The sequence below is a fragment of the Candidatus Goldiibacteriota bacterium genome (assembly GCA_016937715.1).
In the GTDB taxonomy this organism is placed as follows: domain Bacteria; phylum Oederibacteriota; class PGYV01; order PGYV01; family PGYV01; genus PGYV01.
In genome coordinates this window covers 12528-29485 of record JAFGWA010000002.1, presented here as the reverse complement: position 1 = coordinate 29485, position 16958 = coordinate 12528, and the positions used below count along the sequence as shown (strand labels likewise).

Here is a 16958-nt window from a genome sequence, read left to right as displayed (position 1 = left end):
TGCTTATTTTAGAAAGAAATCTGGCAACTACAGGAGAGAACCCCTTTTATGAATCTTTTTAATTACACACAATACTTGACAGTATCGAAAGCAGCTAAAACGCGGGGGAATATTAAATCTAATTGCTGTTATTAACGTCCCCTTCAAAGACTATCGGGATTTGATTTTCATACACCAAGTTATATAAACACAGAATCTTCAAATTAAGGAAATCTTTGGATATTATGGCAATAAGGATACCGTCTATCAGTTTGTTTTTTAGGCCTTTGCGTAATTTAAAAATTAATCAGTATCCGTAACCGCTGCGTCTATATGAAAGCGGGTGATATTATAATGATATTATATTAAAATAAGCTTTTTTATTCTGTATTTTCACAATTCCGTTTTAACTGTATTTCAAAACCTCAAATCCCTGTCGCCTTTGCGGATGCGTTCAAGGTAATAAAGCGCCTTTTTCCGCCTTCTGGCGTCCGGAATGTTCTGTATTTCCCTGTCTATAAGCTCTTTTCCCATTACCCTAAGTTCTTCATCGGCGTAGTCTTTTAAATACTCTTCAAAAGTTAAAAGCGCGTTTGGCAGGCAGAAATTCCCAATCTGCCCTGATTTTGCAAGCGGCATGAAGCGGTCGCCCGTGCGCCCCTCGCGGTAACACGCCGTGCAGTAACTTGGAACATACCCGTCACGTACAAGGCTTTTAATAACATCAATTGGTTTTCTGTGGTCAGCAACATCAAACTGCGGCTTTTCATTGTTGCGCTCTTCCTTAACACGCTTTGCATATCCACCCACCCCGACTATTGAACCCGCGCTCATCTGAGAGAATCCCACATCCAGAAGTTCCTTACGAAATTCCGCGCTTTCTCTGGTGGTAAGTATCATACCCGTATAAGGCACTGCCAGGCGGGTTACCGCCACTAATTTCTTAAAATCTCTGTCTTTTACAAGATATGGAAAACTGTTGTAATCAATACCTTCCGCGGGCAATAAACGCGGAAAAGATATTGTATGCGGACCGACCCCGGCCGCGGCTTCCATATGTTCGGCATGCATTATTAAAGCAACCGTATCATAATGGTAGTCATATAAACCATAAAGCACGCCGATTCCGGCGTCATCTATTCCGCCTTCTATCATAGCCCTGTCCATTGCTTCCGTGTGCCATTCATAATTCTGCTTGGGGCCTTTATGCATGTCAAGATATGTCGGTTTGTGATAGGTTTCCTGAAAAAGAAGATATGTCCCTATTCCCACATCCTTTAATTTTCTGTAATTTTCAGCAGTTGTCGCGGCAATATCCACATTAACCCTTCTGATAGAGCCATTTTCAAATTTTTCGGCGTAAATTGTCTTAATACATTCAAGCACATAATCTATCGGGCATTTTTCATCATCCTCACCCACTTCCAATAAAAGCCGCTTATGCCCCATTCCTTCCAGCGCTATAATTTCTTCCCTTAGCTGCTGCTGCGACAGCTGAAGCCTGTCTATCTTGTTGGTACATTTATAGCCGCAGTATTTACAGTTATTCACGCAATAATTGGAAAGATAAAGGGGCGCAAACAAAACTATCCTGTTGCCGTATATTTTTTCTTTTATTTTCTTCGCGGACTTATACATTTTTTCAAGGGTTTCATCATCGTCAACTTCAAGCAGAACGGCGGCTTCCCTGTGCGTTAACCCTTTGCAGGTTTCGGCTTTTTCAAGAATCTGACTGATACATCCGCTGTCCTTAACCAGTTTTTTTGCCTCTTCAAGAGATTCCATAACTTCATTGTTATCAATAAATTCATTTGCGTCTTTTGATTTTGGATTATACATCTTTCTCACCTCGTATGATTTTTCCCTTAAAAGGGTTAATTATTGTTTTTAATAACTCTTGAATAAGCGGTTTTTGCGGCTACACCTTTAAGCATGCCCACTTTTCCGGAAAAAGCGCTTATAATGTCATTTGGAGCATCCATAACAAGACTTATTACTGAAATATTCTGCTTACGGTAAGGTATTCCCATTCTGCCTATTACATAATCCCTATAATCATGTATTATCGCATTAAGTTCTTCAGAAACAGCAGGTTCTTCAACTATTATGCTAACCACAGCAATCCTTGTATCCACAATAACCTCCTTGTAAGATTATATAAAAAAAAATCCCCGTGCCGAAGCGCGGGGATAATATTGTTATAATTTTCTATTATCTTGCCTTCGCTATTGGGCTTTAGCCCTTTAAACTTAGCACAATGACTTTTTTAAATTTTAAGATTTACCGTCAGGCATTAAACCTTTCGGTTCATCATTAAATATAAAATACTACCTTTTTAGTGATATGTCAATACAGGAATTCGGACTTGTTAGGTAAAGCACTTTACGCTGTTGCGGCCGTTATTCTTGGCGTCATACAGTGCGTTATCCGCCCTTACAATAAAGCTTTTTACATTATCAGTGCCAAGCAGTTCCGTCACGCCAAAACTGCACGACACTTCCCTGTGAATATTAAGGTAGTGAGTGTGGAGTTCTTCCCTGGCAGCTTCCGCTATTTTTACAGCCTGCGCGGCATTGGTTCCCGGCAGCAGAATTGTAAATTCATCGCCGCCCCACCTGGCAAAAATCGAGTTCTTTAAAAGGACTTTTTTTATTATACTTACAGACGTAACAAGTACAAAGTCCCCGTAATCGTGGCCGTATTTATCATTTATCTGCTTAAAGTTATCTATATCAAATATAATCAACGCCAAAGGCGTACCATTTTTAAGGCCATTTGAAACTTCAAGAAGAAGGCTGTCCGTGAACTTTCTGCGGTTAAATATATTTGTAAGCGAATCAGTTACCGACATAACCGTTATCTCGCGCAGCTTTTTTTCAAGGTCATTTTCAAGAGTTGTGGCATGTTTGACAATAGTATCATACAGAAGCTTAAGGTCTTCATTCTCTTTTTTTAATAACTCCAGTTCTTCCCGTATTTCATCCGTTTTTTTTATGTTTTCTTCATCACCCACAACTTTTCCCCTTTTTAATTATTGCGCCCGTCCGAATTTAACTTCCACTTTATCCCAGAGCAGTTTAAGATTCGCGAATGACTTTTTCTGCCATAAAATATCGTCGTTTCCGGTAACTATAACAGGCATTTTATTCTGTTTTTTCACATCCATTATAAATCTGCAAAGCATGGCTATTCCGGAACTGTTTAAAAAATCAACTTCTTTAAAATCAAGGTTCAAAAACGGAAGGTTAAGCTCATGAACATCAAGAAGAAACTGTTCAATAGCTTTATATTCCCCCATATTTTCCAGCCGCAGGGAGCCGTTAAAATTAACGGTATTAAGTTTGTCATCAAATATAATTGAATAATCTTCTCCTTTTATCTGCATGTTGCAGCCCCTTCTATCGGCATCGCAGCCTGAACCGATACCTTATATTTATTTGACTCCTTAAGGGGCTGAAACATAAAACCCATTTTAGGATTAAAAAAGCTTAATACCGTCAAAAGGCCTATCCCTGATTTCATCCCGTCATCTTCACCAAAAGACTGCAGCCTTTCCATATACATGGAATTTACGTCATTACAATTTGTTATTTTATCGGCAAATTTTCTGAAAATCATGTACCTATGCTCGTCAATTATGTTATCAACCTGAAGTATCGCCGATTCTCCCGAAAGAGTGATTGTAAGCTCTATGCTTCCCATCTCTTCATCCGAATATTTTGCCGCGTTTTCAAGAAGTTCGTTTAATATCATGGAAACCGAATTCATTACATCTTTCTTTTCCGGGCATGACGATACCAGATAACTTGCGCCGTAATTGGCTGTTAAACCGCACCTTTTCCATATCTTAAGAAGGTCGGCATGCGTCAGTTTAAGCAGAATAACTTTTTTTGTTTCAGGAATTTCCAGATAATCTCCAATTTTCATTTTCTTGTACCCCCTTTTATTTCTGTTTTATTACCACGATTGATATATCATCATAAATTTCCGTTTCTCCCATATAGTTATATAAATCTTTAATGAATTTTTCTTTAATTTTCTCCGCGCTTAATTCATGGTATTTCTTTAACGTATCACAAAGGTTGTTCATTCCAAACTGCTCTTTATTGTTATTCTCCGCCTCTGTGACGCCGTCAGAATACAGGAACATAACATCGTCTTTTTCAAGGACAAGCTCCATATTTTTATATATATCCGGCACATCAAGAGTCATACCCACATAAAAACCGTTTTCCATTGTATCTATAACTTCAATATCGCCGTTTTTTCTGCATATGACCACAGATTCATGCTGGCCGGAAATATAATACCTGTTATTGATGTAAGTAATAATAATCATCGTCATGCTTCGGTCTTCTTTTATCCTGCTGATATTCGCGTACAATATCTTATTTAACAGCGAAAGATAAAGGCTTGGTTCTTTTACCTTCATTTCAGCCAGAGTCCTTACAGCGGTCTGCGCCATAAGCATTATAAGCCCGCTTGAAAGCCCATGCCCGGTTACATCGCCTATACCTATAGTAATAGTCCCATCTATCTTTATAATGTCATAATAGTCGCCGCCAACTTCTGTTGCCGTTCTCATTATGCAGGATATATCAAGGTCTTTAATCTCTTTAATTTCTTCCACCGACGGCAGAACCATTGTCTGAATCTTTTTTGCGATGCTGACTTCCGCTTTCAGTTTCTGGGTTTCATCTTTTAACTGCGTAGCGTACAATTCAAGCTGCCTGTTTACATCCGATATTTCCACAAGCATTTCTTTCTGTTTCTTCCTTGCAAGAATGTTCTCTTTGAATATTATACCTATTATAACAGCCGCCATGACAGGGGTATAGGTGACAGCCATAACACTTAATACAAATACCGCATCCTCACCGACATTACTCTTATAGATAAGATATGAATCAAGCCCAGGCATATAACTGTGAATTATAAAAAGTACCGCGGCCTGCCCAAGGCCTATTAACAGATGATTTCTTATAGATACTTCCAGCAGCGCGGCCATTAACGGATAGAGAATAATCAGCGTTATCGCAGCGCTGTGCCAGCCGTTTGTAAGCAGCATAACTCCAAATATATGCACTTCAAATACATACATCGTCATATTTGAAGCGGTTTTAAGTTTTCCTTTTGAATTGATATACAGGCTTGTCGCGTATAATACGGTCGCTATTCCCTGTATTATTTTAAGTTCCGGTGAAGATGTGATAATTGAAAAAATCAGTGTCACGCTTGCGGCAACAAAAATGAAAAATAGATTTAATCCGTTCACCTGCCGTATAAGGCGTATTCTCTGTATATCGTCCCCCCGTTTAACCCCGGAGCTTAGAATATCATCCACTATCGGAAACACCTTTTTCCTTTGACTCATAACCGCTTCCTTTTTAATTATTTTATAAAAGTCATAAGGTACGTTGAATTCTGAAGAATAAGATGCTTTTCCGCTTTTACTTCAGGATGTGCCTCAATTAATTTTTTATTAATAGTTTCCACATCTGATTCCCTGAAAAAACCGGTAAAATCATTCCATAATAATGACATTAATGGGTCTGCCGCAAGGGCCAGTTTAGATTTTTCAATAACGGTCTCGGTAAAGAAAACCCCTTTTTTAGCTATTCTAATCATGTTTTCCATAAGTTTTGCCCTGTGCTGTACGGGAAAAAAGTGAAAAAGGTTTACCGCTATAACCCAATCAAATGATTTATCAGCGTACTCGCCTATATCATCAACCGCGTCGCCTACCACCATTTTCAGCCTTTCCCCCAGGCCTTTTTCCCGGTTTTCTTTACGCCCCCATTCAATGGCAAAAAGATTCGGATCTAAACCTGTTATTTTAAGTGTTGGTATATTTTTTAGCACAGCCCTTGCAAAAGCACCTATCCCGCACCCCACATCCAGTACCGTATCTTCACCGCCCATATTATACTGCTTGAAATATTCTATCAATTCCGCTGATAAGTTATCACTTACGCTTGGCTGATAGTTCCTTGTTATCTTGCCTTCTGTCAGTTTATCAAGGCTGCTGCCTTTTTTAAAGCTGTGCTGAGCTTCAACAACCGACCGCATAAAAAAGTCGTTTAACCTCATAAACCCTACAATATCCTTAAACGGGGAATCAGGCATAAAAACATGGCATTTCGGGGATAAAATATAACCGCCATCAACTCTGCTTACAAGCCCTGCGCCGGCACAATAATAAAACCACTTATCAAGTTTATCCCTGTCATAATCCATTTTTTCAGCAAGAAAATCAATAGTTACAGGGTTATTATAATTCATAGATGCAAATATACCGGAATTAAGCCCCGCCGTGATTAAAGACCCTTTCCAGGATTCGTACAGAGTGGTAACCATTTCATTCAGGTGTTCCTTTGATACATTTGACGCATTTTCCATAATAGCCCCCTTTTAATACTGTTATTGCGGGAGTTTTAGAAAATATTTTTAGAATTTTTCCCCTTGAAGAAAAGATACAGCATAAAACGTCAAAAGTCAAATTTCTGACAAAATAATTATTTCCTGATATTTGTTTTTAAAATTTCAAAATCTTCCTGCTGATATTTCTTAATGGAAAATTTCAGGCTTTTTCCGCCTGTGATATCAAACACCACTTCACCGTCATATAACGTACCTGCAGGTTTAATTTTTATCCCCTGAATCTCTTTAAACATTACCTTTGCCAGGACTTTGGAATCAATATCCCTGCTTCTTATTATAATCGCGCCGTCTGTTATCTCAAACTCTTCATTTATACTCCTTATCTTTGGCTGTTTTTCATCTTCATTTTTACCGGGATTAATATCCATGCAGCTCTCCTTTTTATATTAAAGCATAAACCTTATACCAAGAATCTGCCTGTTGGTGTCTCTCCATTTTGCAACCACGGCAGAATATATATTTTCCATATTATTTTTATCATCCGTTAAGACAACGCCGCCCGGTATTGGTTCTGTTAAATTTCCAGGATAAAAATCACTGTCTGACGCGTAGAAAACATAATTGGCAAAATCTCCCTGCGCGTTAAAATCAAATTTGACAGTATCAAAAACCGAACTTAAAGTGGAATAAACCGCGGCTACCGATTCCCCGTATATGCTTCCCTTTGGAGCTTCAGCCACCATGTTCATTGACAGAATCCCGCCTTTATTTAATACGGCTTTTGCCTCCTGAAAAGCTTCTTTTGTCGCCATATAAGGACAGATGGAATAACCCTTAAATACGTCAAAAAATACCAGATCATATTTTTTTCCGCATTTTCTTATGTACCTTCTGCCGTCTTCAATAATAAATTTTACCTTATTGCCAAAAAATTTATCTGCAATATAGGCAATATCCCTGTCAATTTCAATATTATCCGTTTTTATCCCCCTGCTTTCAAGCTTTACGGTCAGGGCTCCGGCACCGGCGCCCACAATTAATGCCGTGCTTTTTTTGTCCCCAAATTCCGCGGCTTTTTCCAGGTTATTTATATAGCCTGCGGCAGGTTCGTTTTTAACAAGGTCATAATACATCTGTATAGTGCCGTCCACCATAAGAATCCGCGTCTTTGCCTTTGTATCAAAAACAATAATTTTCCCAAAGTGATTTTCTTTTTCAAAAAGCACTTTTGCGTTTTTACCGTAATAAGCGCCCGAAACGTTAAGGTGAATAATTAACATAACGCACATTACAAAGAAAATCATAACAAAAGTTTTAATACTTTGTTTAAGGCTTAACAATCCCGCAAAACCGGTTAATGCAGGCAGCACAGCGCATATTATAAAAACCGTTTTTATCCCCAGCTGAGGTATCAGCCAGTAACCGGCGGAAATTGCGCCCAGAAAACTTCCCGCGGTTGAAACGGCAAAAATATAACCTGCTGATTTTCCCGCGCCAAGTTCAGACGAAGCGTATTTTACCGAAAGCGGCGATACCGCGCCAAAAAGAAACAAACACGGTGTAAACAGCGCGGCGGAAGCAAAAATAACCCCTGCTTTTGCCCCCATAAAATCCGCAAACTGCAAAACCGGATTTTTATAAATAATCATAAAAGCGGTAAGCAATGAAGCCAGCAAAGTGACAGAATAGACCGATGTATAATTTCTTTCTTTTTCCGAATATAAACCGCCGGCGTAATATCCCGCCGCAAGGGAAAGAAGCGTTATCCCTATCAAAGCAGACCATGTAAAGACCGTTGTCCCAAAAAAAGGCGCCATTATTCTTGTCCCCGCGATTTCAATAATAAGCGTTGCCGCGCCGGCAATAAATGAATTAATGTATAAAATTATCTTACCGTCAGGCTTTTTTATCATTACTGCCTCCGTAATACCCTTATTTAGCCTCTGCAGAGCTTTTAAAAGGGATTTCCCGTTAAAAACACCCTGCTCAAAGCGTATCTCTTTATAACAAAAAAGGCGGAGCCTTACGGCCCCGCCTTTTTTTAATACATGAAATTTATCTTATTTCTTCTTTGCTGTTTTCTTTGCCGCGGCTTTCTTAGCAGGAAAATTAATACCGGCCTGTGCAGCTGCAAGCCTTGCGATTGGAACCCTGTAAGGCGAGCATGAAACGTAGCTTAATCCGATTTTGTGGCAGAATTCAACAGATGCCGGGTCTCCGCCGTGTTCGCCGCAGATACCAAGCTTAATGCCGGGCCTTGTGGCTTTTCCTTTGGTTACCGCATCTATCATAAGAAGGCCTACGCCGTCCTGATCAAGAGTCTGGAAGGGGTCCTTTTCAAAGATAAACTTGTCAATGTACGCCTTTGTGAACTTACCCGCGTCATCGCGGCTGAAGCCAAGCGCTGTCTGTGTAAGGTCGTTTGTTCCAAATGAGAAGAATTCCGCTTCTGCGGCAATCTTATCAGCCGTAACAGCAGCCCTTGGAACTTCAATCATTGTTCCGACCATATACTGCATCTTAACGCCTTTTTCCTTAATTACTTTCTTTGCCATGTTGTCAATGATTACCTTCTGATCCTTGAATTCCTTTACATTTCCAACAAGCGGTACCATTACTTCAGGAACAACCTTTTTACCGGCTTTGATAAGTTCCGCTGCCGCTTCAAATATGGCTGTTGCCTGCATTTCTGTTATTTCAGGGTAAGTGATTCCAAGACGGCATCCCCTGTGTCCAAGCATCGGGTTAAATTCATGAAGTTCTTCAACGCGGGAAAGCAGCATTTTTGCTTTTTCAAGCTCTGTGCCGTTTGTCTTGATAAGTTCCAGCGCTTTCTTTAATCCTTCTGATTCAATGGTGGTTTTGCCTGAAGCTTCCGCTTTGGCGATATCAACCATTAACTCTTCCCTTTTAGGCAGGAATTCATGAAGAGGCGGATCAAGAAGCCTTACTGTTACGCCAAACCCTTCCATGGATTCAAAAAGCCCCTTAAAGTCGCTGCGCTGCATAGGAAGAAGCTTTTCAAGCGCTTTTCTGCGTCCCGCTTCATCTGTTGCAAGAATCATTGCCTGCATGTGAGGCAATCTGTCCGCGTCAAAGAACATATGTTCCGTGCGGCAAAGGCCTATACCTTCAGCTCCAAATTCCCTTGCTACTTTTCCGTCCCTTGGAACGTCCGCGTTAGCGCGTACCGTTAATGTTCTGTATGCATCAGCCCATTTCATAAACGTGCCAAATTCGCCTTCAAGTTTAGGTTCAACTGTAGGCACTTTTCCCTTAATAACTTTTCCTGTGGAACCGTCAATTGAAATCCAGTCCCCTTCTTTAATAACTAAGCCGGATTTTGTGGTCATGGTCTTGGAATGTTCGTCAACCTTTATATCTTCGCAGCCTGCAACGCAGCATTTACCCATAGAGCGCGCTACAACCGCAGCGTGCGATGTCATTCCGCCGCGTGCCGTAAGAATTCCGTTTGCAGCGTCCATTCCGTGAATATCATCCGGACATGTTTCCTGCCTTACAAGAATTGTATGTTCGCCCTTCTCGTCCCATTCAACAGCTTCATTTGCCGTAAATACCGCTTTGCCTGTTGCTGCGCCCGGTGATGCCGGAAGCCCTTTGGCTATTATCTGAAGTTCCGCTTTAGGGTCAAATACAGGGTGTAAAAGCTGGTCAAGCGATGCCGGGGATACCCTTAAAACCGCTTCTTCTTTTGAGATAAGTTTTTCTCCGACCATTTCCACCGCTATTCTTACAGCCGCTTTAGCCGTCCTTTTTCCGGAACGGGTCTGAAGCATGAAAAGTTTTCCTTTTTCAATCGTGAATTCAAAATCCTGAATATCCCTGTAATGCTTTTCAAGTTTTGAAGTTATCTGCCTTAACTGTTTGTAAACTTCAGGCATATCTTTTTCAAGCGATGCAATAGGCTGTGGTGTCCTTACGCCCGCAACCACGTCTTCACCCTGCGCGTTGATAAGGTATTCGCCGTAGAATACGTTTTCTCCGGTAGCGGGGTTCCTTGTGAAACCAACACCTGTTCCTGAATCATTTCCCATATTTCCGAATACCATAGACTGCACGTTAACTGCCGTGCCAAGGTCATGAGGAATGTCATTCTGTTTTCTGTAATATATAGCCCTGTCATTCATCCAGGAATTAAAAACCGCGTTTCTTGCAAGCCTTAACTGTTCAAGCGGATCCTGAGGAAAATCCATTCCTTTTTCTTTCTTGAAAAGTTCTTTAAACCTTTCACAGATTTCTCTTAAATCTTTTGAATCAAGTTCCGTATCAAGTTTAACGCCTTTTTTATGCTTTGCTTCTTCAAATAAGTGCTCGAATTTATTCTTTGGAACATCCATAGCAACGTCAGAAAACATCATTATGAACCTTCTGTAGCTGTCATAAGCAAACCTTTCATTTTTTGTCTGCTTGATAAGGGATAATACGGAGTTGTCATTTAATCCCAGGTTTAAAATTGTATCCATCATTCCCGGCATGGAAAATTTAGCGCCTGAACGTACTGAAACTAAAAGCGGATTTTCCCCGCCAAATTTTTTGCCTGTTGACTTTTCAAGTTTGTCAACGTGCATAAGCATTTCTTTTTCAACAGCATCAGGGATTTTTCTTCCCACTTCATAATATAGATTGCAGACTTCTGTTGTGATAGTAAATCCCGGGGGTACAGGCACGCCTGCTTTTGTCATTTCCGCAAGACCTGCTCCTTTTCCTCCAAGTAACGCCTTCTGGTGTCCTTCGCCGTCAGCCTTTCCATTGCCAAAAAAATAAACATACTTTTTGGCTTTTCCGGCCGGCTTCTTTGCTGCAGATTTCTTCGCTTTGGCCATTTCTACTTCCTCCTTTTGATTTCCTGAAACGCTTAAAAAGCTTAATCAGGTAATGTAATTGTGAAATTTAAAACGGTATAATCATATCACAACGGGTTTTTTGTTTCAATAGTTTTAGAATGTATTTTTACCATTAAAAACAAGGTTTTATTGAATTCCCCGGCCTTTAAACAGTACCGCCTTCCGCCATTTCCGTATCAATATCAATATGCTTTTCACCTTCTAAACCGCCTTTTAAACATCCGTTAATTATTTCAACTGCTTCCATACCCATTGTTTCTATCGGCTGCTTTATCGTCGTAAGCACAGGCGTAACAGCTTTTGCGGCTTCCACTCCGTCATAACCTATCAGCGCGATATCTTTTGGAAACCTTATCCCGCCGGCCTTTGCTTCCATCATAAAACCAATCGCGACAAGGTCGCCGGCTACGGAAAATACAGAATCAAGACCTTTCAGCCTGCCTTCAAACTCTTCAAATACATCCCTGCCGCATTCAATGCTGTGCCTGCACGCCGTTACCGCCGCGCCTTTTACAGGTTTTATCCCGTAAAAATCCAGCGCGCTTTTAAAACCCATCAGCCTCTCATACGAAGCGGATTTTTCATCACGGCACTGGGGGTCAATTATCAGGCCGGCCTTTTTATACCCTCTTTTTGCAAGGTATTCACCAGCCGTATATCCCCCCTTAAAATTATCCACTTTAACCGAATGAAGCCCTTTAATTTTTCTTTCAATAAAGACAGCGGGAATTTTGCTCTTTATTATTTTGCGTACGGCGCTGTCAGTGGGTGTAAAACTAAGACAAATTAACCCGTCCGCTTCACCCTGTTTTATCACATCAATAATTTCAGCGCTGCAGGCCTCGGCCGAACTGTCCCTTGGCAGATGATAAAGAATTGATTTTTTTCCGCCGCCTAAGCGCGCAATATGATTTTCAATACCTTTAGCCACCGTGGAATTAAATACAGAACCCATCCTTCCGCTGATAAAAGCAATTGTATTGAATGCGGCCTTTGATTTTATTTTCGCGCCCGTTTTCTTATTCATATTCCCCTCTTTTTTAATCTCAATTTATACTATACCCGGATATGAAAGATATTGCAAGCAACCTTGCGGGCTTTCAGCTATATGAATTATTAATCCTTCTCCGGTAATACAAAGAAAAAGGATGCCCCTTGGCCCGCTTCAGATTCCACCCAGATTCTGCCACCGTGGTTTTCTATTACTTTTTTACAGATTGAAAGGCCTATCCCCGTACCTTCAAATTCATCTTTTGTATGAAGCCTTTCAAAAATAACAAATATCTTATTAAAATACTGCGGCGCTATTCCTATTCCATTGTCTGAAACGCAGAAGGTATATTCCGCGCCGTTCTTTTTTGCTGTTATTTCTATATGCGGTTTTCTGCCTGCAGCCGTGAACTTCAGAGAATTGGCGATTAAATTCTGAAATACCTGAAACATTTCACTTCTTATACATTTCAAGACAGGAAGCTGTCCTATTTCTATATCCGCGTTTAAAGAGGCTGCTTTATCCTTAAGCGTTTCAGCCACCTGGTTAACAAGCTCATTAAAATCCACCGTTTCTATCTGCGGTTCCCCGTAACCAACGCGGGAAAAAACAAGAATATCGTTTATCAGAGACTTCATCCGCTGCACGCCGGATGTCATATAACCTATATAGTCGTCCGCGTCACTGCCAAGACTGCCTTTATACTTTTTCGCCAGCAGCTGCGCGTAATTTGATACCATCCTTAAAGGCTCCTGCAGGTCGTGGGAAGCCACATAAGCGAATCTTTCCAGCTCCGCGTTTGTCCTTTCAAGGTATTCCACAGCTTCTTTCAATTTTTCCGATGTGTTAATAATTTTTTCTTCCGTTATTTTTCTTTCGGTTATATCCTTTGTTACGGAAATAATGTGCGGTTCATTATACATATTGATAATTCTGGCGGACATAAGGCCGGTCTTTACCCCTCCGTCTTTCAGCCTGAATTTAGCTTCCAGATTCTCCATAAAACCCTGTCCTTTCAAAGCAGCCAGAAGTTTTTCCCTGTCACTTATATCATTCCAGATATTTATTTCAACGGATGTTTTTCCTTCTATTTCTTTTTTTGAATACCCCGTTAATTTTGTAAAACCTTCGTTTATTTCAACATATAAACCGTCGCTTAACCTGTTTAAGTTTATGGCATCCGGGCTTGTATTAAACGCCACCCTGAACTTTTCCTCGCTTGCGGCCAGTTTAGTTTCCATTTCTTTCCTGTCAGAAATATCCTTTACTACAGTAAGATTGCACTTTTCACCGTCAAGATTAATTGTCCTGGAAGAAAAAAGACAAAAAATAGGAGCCCCCGCCTTTGTTAAACATTTAATTTCTCCCGAGTTTATAGGGCCTTCTTTACGTGCCGTTTCGGCTATTTCGGACCTTTTTTTATTTCTCTCCAGCAGCTCAAACTCAAATGGATTTCTGCCTATAACCTCATTTTTATCATAACCGCTGATACTGACAAAACCATTATTGACGTCAATAATCGAACCATCCGCGGCATTTGTAATTATCATCGCGTCCGGATTAAGATCAAAAGATACCCTGAATTTTTCCTCGGCACGCCTTCGTTCAATTGCAAGCGCAATAATATTTGCCGCGTCTGTTATAACGTCTTTTACGTTTTTTGTGTACATTTCAATTTTTGAATTGAAAAACCGCATTGTTATAAAACCAAATAACCTGCCGTTTATCTTTACAGGAGTTGACAAAGAAGGCTCATCACCGATAACAGCAATAAGAGCCTGAATAACGGGTTTTAGAAAATTCATTTTAGGGCCGCTTATAGCGTCCATCATATCTTCAAGTGTAACGGTGCGCTGCAGATCAACTCCAAGTTTTTCTATCAGTTCCAGCGGTACAGCAAAACCCTTAGACGCCCCCTTAACCCGGTTATGCTTATATTCTATATCAGCATAAATTTTATCCCCTTTTATCCTGCTGAAAACACACCTTTCCGTGTCAAAAAAACCGCCGATACGGGAAATTAGTTCTTCTATAAGACGGTCTTCGGATAAAGTAAAATCATTTGACATTTTCCAGATATCGCCGCGAAATTTGCTTAAAAGAAGGGTTTCTTCCCCGTTAAGATTCTCATTTTTTGAACTATTATAAAAAATTTTATTTGCCTTTTTTTTTAACAGTTCAAACATAAACCCTCCTTGATACTTTTTCCTTTTAAAAATCTCACATATTTATTTTAACCCCGCCGTTAAAATAAGTCAATTTTATTTAATTTCAACGACAGTTTCGGACGGTATTATCCCTTTTTTTATATAAACAGAACGCAGGTTTTGACGTATTTCAGAAAGAAAAAACAATAATATTAATCCCGCAAACGCCGTTAAAATACCGCCGCCCGCAATAACCTGCCTTACTCCGAATATTTTGGCAAGCCAGCCCGCGACAAGGCTGCCAAGGGGAAGAAATCCCGAGAATGAAAGAATATAAAAACTTATAACCCTGCCGCGCTTATCGTCATCCGCAACTGTCTGTATTATTGTATTTGACGCTGCCATATGAAGCATTGTCCCCACGCCCACGAAGAGTAAAAGCCCCATAGCTATAATAAGATTACCCGCAAATGATGCCAGAAAGAGCCCTGCGCCAAAAACTATAACCGCCAAGGCCATAAGAGCGGATAACCCTTTCAAAGTTTTCTTTGAAGCCATGCCAAGCGCCCCTGTTAAAGCGCCTAATCCAACCGCACCGGTCAAAAATCCGTATGTCATTGAATCGCCGTGAAGTATGTCACGGGCAAATACCGGCAGAAGTATTGTAACACCCGAACCGGTCAGGCTTACGGATGCCATAAGAATAATTATACTTTTAAGCGGTACAGATTCAGTAACATATTTAAAACCTTCTTTAAGTTCTTTCAATGGGCTTTTGTGGGCGGTATATACATGTTTTTTTATGTTCATCATTAGCAGCGCGGATATTACAGCAGTAAAACTTATTCCGTTTATAAGAAAACAGATACCTTCGCCGGCAAATGCCACAATAACTCCGGCAAGCGCAGGCCCCAGCAGGCGCGCCGAATTAAACATAACAGAGTTGAGGGCAATGGCGTTTCCAAGATCGTTCTTATCTTCCACCATCTGAGGGACAAAAGAGTGCCTTGTGGTCATTTCAAAGGCTGCCGCCGAACCTGTAATTACACTTAATACAACTATATGCCACGGCATAATCAAATCCACGAATATAAGCGCCGCGAAGATAAAAGCCGCCGCCATCTGAACTATATCCGCTATAAGAATAATCTTTCTTTTATCATGCCTGTCGCTTGCAATGCCCGCGGCCGGAGTAAGCAGGAACGACGGCACCTGACCCGCAAACGCCACTATACCAAGCATAAGCGGCGAATCGGTAATACGGTAAACAAGCCAGCTTTGCGCCATCTGCTGCATCATACCGCCCAAAGCGGACAAACCCTGCCCCGTAAAAAACAAGCGGTAATTCCTGTATTTGAAAGCCCTGAAAGCTGTTTTTAGCCTGTTCATATCATTCCCATCTTATGTTTCCCCTGCAAGCTGCCCGCAGGCGGCTAAGATGTCCGCGCCTTTTTCCCGGCGCTGATAAGTCCTTATTCCCTTATCTACAAGTATCTTCTGGAACGCTTTTGCCTTTTCGTCCCGTGAAGGTGAAAACTCCCCGCCTTTAACTTTGTTATAAACAATAAGGTTTACTTTACAGTCTATATCCTTAATTAATTCATAAAGTTTTTCTGCATCTTCAGCCTTATCATTAACGCCATCAAACATTATATATTCAAAAAAGACCTGCCTTTTACTCTTTTGATTGTAATATTTGACGGCTTTTATCACTTCTGCAAGCGGATATTTTTTATTAACCGGCATTAATTTGCTTCTTTGCTTTGCATCTGCCGTGACAATTGAAACAGCAAGATTCACCCTTAACCCGGAATCCGCAAGCACTTTTATTTTTGGCGCAATGCCGCAAGTGGATACGGTTATCTTAGTCTGCGGAAAAGCAAACCCTTTATGGTCAGTCAGAATATGTATGCTTTTTATCAGATTCTCATAGTTTAAAAACGGCTCTCCCATACCCATAAAAATAATATTGTTAATTTTTACGCCGGACGCCTGTTCCGCCGCCATAAACTGCCCTATTATCTCCGCGGCAGTTAAATCTCTTTTAAAACCAATTTTGCCCGTGGCACAGAAAGCGCACCCGCAGGCACACCCTGCCTGTGATGAAACGCATGCGGAGTATCCGTGATTGCTTGGGATAATGACCGTTTCTATTTTTTTGCCGTCGGGGAGCGCAAGCAGCATTTTTATGGTTTTATCTTTCCCTGATTCCTGTTTAGCACTTACTTTTAAAGGGCTTAATGTATAATCTGATTCTATAAGTTTTAAAACCTTTAGATTAACCCCTTTTATATCATTGAAAGTTTTTGCCTTTAATCTGTATAAACATTCAAATAATGACGCTGAATCATTTTTATTTCCGCCAAGTGATTTAACAATTGCTTCAAGTTCATCCCTGGTGTAATTGCGAAGGTCTGTTTTTTCCATTTTTACCCCTGAAACATTTTCATAAACATCTTATAATCATTGACTGTTAAACATTAAAACCTTAGACGCAATGTATTGCGTCTCTACTTTAACAAATAAAAACAACGCACTCTAAAAGACGCGGCTACCAGCACAAATTCCAGAAAGAAATATAATCTATAAATAATG

At 40.5% G+C, this 16958-nt stretch carries 14 protein-coding genes; all 14 read right to left on the bottom strand.

The window, feature by feature from the left end; all coding sequences use genetic code 11:
• Positions 1 to 396: 396 nt before the first annotated feature.
• The 14 genes from hydG to rlmN all read right to left on the bottom strand — a co-directional run bounded on the left by hydG (position 397) and on the right by rlmN (position 16790).
• The gene (gene hydG / locus JXR81_00180; GenBank protein ID MBN2753257.1) at positions 397 to 1818 is read right to left on the bottom strand and encodes a [FeFe] hydrogenase H-cluster radical SAM maturase HydG; all 1422 of its coding nucleotides are present in this window, start codon (positions 1816 to 1818) and stop codon (positions 397 to 399) included.
• A 35-nt stretch (positions 1819 to 1853) separates the two neighbouring features.
• On the bottom strand, positions 1854 to 2114 hold the full coding sequence (locus JXR81_00175) for an iron-only hydrogenase system regulator (GenBank protein MBN2753256.1): 261 nt from the start codon (positions 2112 to 2114) through the stop codon (positions 1854 to 1856).
• Positions 2115 to 2347: 233 nt separating this feature from the next.
• Complete coding sequence (locus JXR81_00170) at positions 2348 to 2992, bottom strand: GGDEF domain-containing protein (protein ID MBN2753255.1); 645 nt, start codon at positions 2990 to 2992, stop codon at positions 2348 to 2350.
• Positions 2993 to 3010: 18 nt separating this feature from the next.
• On the bottom strand, positions 3011 to 3364 hold the full coding sequence (locus JXR81_00165) for a hypothetical protein (protein ID MBN2753254.1): 354 nt from the start codon (positions 3362 to 3364) through the stop codon (positions 3011 to 3013).
• The gene (locus JXR81_00160) at positions 3355 to 3906 is read right to left on the bottom strand and encodes a hypothetical protein (GenBank protein ID MBN2753253.1); all 552 of its coding nucleotides are present in this window, start codon (positions 3904 to 3906) and stop codon (positions 3355 to 3357) included. Before JXR81_00160 ends, JXR81_00165 begins: the two co-directional genes overlap by 10 nt.
• Positions 3907 to 3922: 16 nt before the next feature.
• Positions 3923 to 5353 carry a PP2C family protein-serine/threonine phosphatase gene (locus tag JXR81_00155; protein ID MBN2753252.1) on the bottom strand — a complete coding sequence of 477 codons (1431 nt, stop codon included), beginning with the start codon at positions 5351 to 5353 and terminating at the stop codon, positions 3923 to 3925.
• A 17-nt stretch (positions 5354 to 5370) separates the two neighbouring features.
• Complete coding sequence (locus JXR81_00150; GenBank protein MBN2753251.1) at positions 5371 to 6378, bottom strand: methyltransferase domain-containing protein; 1008 nt, start codon at positions 6376 to 6378, stop codon at positions 5371 to 5373.
• A 116-nt stretch (positions 6379 to 6494) separates the two neighbouring features.
• Positions 6495 to 6788, bottom strand: coding sequence for a hypothetical protein (locus JXR81_00145; GenBank protein ID MBN2753250.1), 294 nt, complete (start codon positions 6786 to 6788; stop codon positions 6495 to 6497).
• An 18-nt stretch (positions 6789 to 6806) separates the two neighbouring features.
• Complete coding sequence (locus JXR81_00140) at positions 6807 to 8273, bottom strand: fused MFS/spermidine synthase (GenBank protein ID MBN2753249.1); 1467 nt, start codon at positions 8271 to 8273, stop codon at positions 6807 to 6809.
• A gap of 147 nt (positions 8274 to 8420) precedes the next feature.
• Positions 8421 to 11204, bottom strand: a complete 2784-nt coding sequence (locus JXR81_00135) for a pyruvate, phosphate dikinase (protein ID MBN2753248.1) — start codon at positions 11202 to 11204, stop codon at positions 8421 to 8423.
• 166 nt (positions 11205 to 11370) lie between these two features.
• Positions 11371 to 12252, bottom strand: a complete 882-nt coding sequence (locus tag JXR81_00130; protein MBN2753247.1) for a substrate-binding domain-containing protein — start codon at positions 12250 to 12252, stop codon at positions 11371 to 11373.
• An 89-nt stretch (positions 12253 to 12341) separates the two neighbouring features.
• Positions 12342 to 14402 (bottom strand): PAS domain S-box protein, encoded by a 2061-nt coding sequence (locus JXR81_00125; protein MBN2753246.1) that lies wholly within the window; start codon positions 14400 to 14402, stop codon positions 12342 to 12344.
• A gap of 75 nt (positions 14403 to 14477) precedes the next feature.
• On the bottom strand, positions 14478 to 15752 hold the full coding sequence (locus JXR81_00120) for an MFS transporter (protein MBN2753245.1): 1275 nt from the start codon (positions 15750 to 15752) through the stop codon (positions 14478 to 14480).
• 12 nt (positions 15753 to 15764) lie between these two features.
• Positions 15765 to 16790 (bottom strand): 23S rRNA (adenine(2503)-C(2))-methyltransferase RlmN, encoded by a 1026-nt coding sequence (gene rlmN, locus JXR81_00115; GenBank protein ID MBN2753244.1) that lies wholly within the window; start codon positions 16788 to 16790, stop codon positions 15765 to 15767.
• Positions 16791 to 16958: the final 168 nt, after the last annotated feature.

Coding starts and splice junctions, on each gene's coding strand:
- hydG (MBN2753257.1), bottom strand. CDS start 1,818: ATGTATAATCCAAAATCAAAAGACGCAAATGAATTTATTGATAACAAT.
- JXR81_00165 (MBN2753254.1), bottom strand. CDS start 3,364: ATGCAGATAAAAGGAGAAGATTATTCAATTATATTTGATGACAAACTT.
- JXR81_00160 (MBN2753253.1), bottom strand. CDS start 3,906: ATGAAAATTGGAGATTATCTGGAAATTCCTGAAACAAAAAAAGTTATT.
- JXR81_00155 (MBN2753252.1), bottom strand. CDS start 5,353: ATGAGTCAAAGGAAAAAGGTGTTTCCGATAGTGGATGATATTCTAAGC.
- JXR81_00150 (MBN2753251.1), bottom strand. CDS start 6,378: ATGGAAAATGCGTCAAATGTATCAAAGGAACACCTGAATGAAATGGTT.
- JXR81_00145 (MBN2753250.1), bottom strand. CDS start 6,788: ATGGATATTAATCCCGGTAAAAATGAAGATGAAAAACAGCCAAAGATA.
- JXR81_00140 (MBN2753249.1), bottom strand. CDS start 8,273: ATGATAAAAAAGCCTGACGGTAAGATAATTTTATACATTAATTCATTT.
- JXR81_00135 (MBN2753248.1), bottom strand. CDS start 11,204: ATGGCCAAAGCGAAGAAATCTGCAGCAAAGAAGCCGGCCGGAAAAGCC.
- JXR81_00130 (MBN2753247.1), bottom strand. CDS start 12,252: ATGAATAAGAAAACGGGCGCGAAAATAAAATCAAAGGCCGCATTCAAT.
- JXR81_00125 (MBN2753246.1), bottom strand. CDS start 14,402: ATGTTTGAACTGTTAAAAAAAAAGGCAAATAAAATTTTTTATAATAGT.
- JXR81_00120 (MBN2753245.1), bottom strand. CDS start 15,752: ATGAACAGGCTAAAAACAGCTTTCAGGGCTTTCAAATACAGGAATTAC.
- rlmN (MBN2753244.1), bottom strand. CDS start 16,790: ATGGAAAAAACAGACCTTCGCAATTACACCAGGGATGAACTTGAAGCA.